Origin of the sequence: Actinotalea sp. C106 (genome assembly GCF_023630195.1) — a bacterium.
In the GTDB taxonomy this organism is placed as follows: domain Bacteria; phylum Actinomycetota; class Actinomycetes; order Actinomycetales; family Cellulomonadaceae; genus Actinotalea.
The window spans coordinates 1-1,125 of sequence record NZ_JALPKN010000525.1 but is presented as its reverse complement, the minus strand read 5'-3'; the positions used below and the strand labels follow the sequence as shown (position 1 = coordinate 1,125).

Sequence of the window (1,125 nt, the reverse complement as noted above, 5' to 3'; positions counted from 1 at the left end):
CCGCCCTCGCCGAGGTCGAGGGCCCCGTGGACCTCCTCGTGCTCGCGGTGTCCGCGGCGAGCAGCGTGGACGTGCTGCGGCGCGCCGCGAGCCTCGGCGCCCGCGCCGTGGTGGTGCTCTCGGGCGGGTTCGTCGAGACGGGGCCGGACGGGGTGACCCTGCAACGACACCTGGTCCGCAGCGCCCACGCCCTCGGCATGCGGGTGCTGGGACCGGCCTCGTACGGGTTCCTGCGGCACGGCGACGAGGAGCACCCCACGGTGAACGCCTCCCTGGCGGCCCGGCTGCCCGAGCCCGGGACCACGGGGCTGTTCTGCCAGTCGGCCGCCATGGCTGTGGGCATGCTCGCCTCCGCACGTCGGCGGGGGCTCGGCTTGTCGACCTTCGTCTCCTCGGGCAACCGGGCCGATGTGTCGGGCAACGACGTCATGCAGTTCTGGACCGAGGACGACAGGACCTCGGTGGTGGGCCTCTACCTCGAGTCGATCGGCAACCCGCGGAAGTTCTCCCGGGTCGCGCGCCGCCTCGCCGCCGTCAAGCCGCTCGTGGTCCTGACCGCAGGCCGATCGGGCCACGTGGTGCCCGCCGGTCATGCGGTGCGCCGCACCAGGGCCCCACGGCGCGCCCTCGACGAGGTCATGCGGCAGGCCGGGGTGATCCGGGTCGAGAGCACGCACCAGCTCCTCGACGTGACCCAGCTGCTCGCCCACCAGCCGCTGCCCGCGGGGAGGCGTGTGAACGTCGTCGCGAGCTCCGAGCCCCTCGCGGCCCTCGTCGCGGAGGCGGCCTTCTCCGCGGGGCTCACCGTGGGGGAGCAGCGTGCCGTGCCGGCGATCGCCGCCGACGGGTCGGCCGACCTCGAGCGTCTCACCGAGGAGCTCGACGCGGTCTACGCCGACCCCGCCTGCGACGCGGTCGTGGTGGTGCACGTCCCCACCCTCGGCGAGGTCGACCCGAGGGTCGGGCCGCTCGTCGCCCGGGCAGCCGCAGGCTCGGGCCGCACCACGGTCGCCTGCGTCGCGGGCCTGCACGGCATGGTGCCCGAGCTGACCGCCCCTGACGCCGAGGGCCATCTCCGCACCGTGCCCGCGTACGCGGCCCCCGAGGAAGGCGTGCTGGCCAAGT

At 75.3% G+C, this 1,125-nt stretch carries 1 pseudogene; it reads left to right on the top strand.

Annotation, left to right across the window (positions count from 1 at the left end):
- Positions 1 to 26: 26 nt before the first annotated feature.
- Positions 27 to 1,125: pseudogene (locus L0B03_RS18205) on the top strand (GNAT family N-acetyltransferase); the annotation flags it as partial.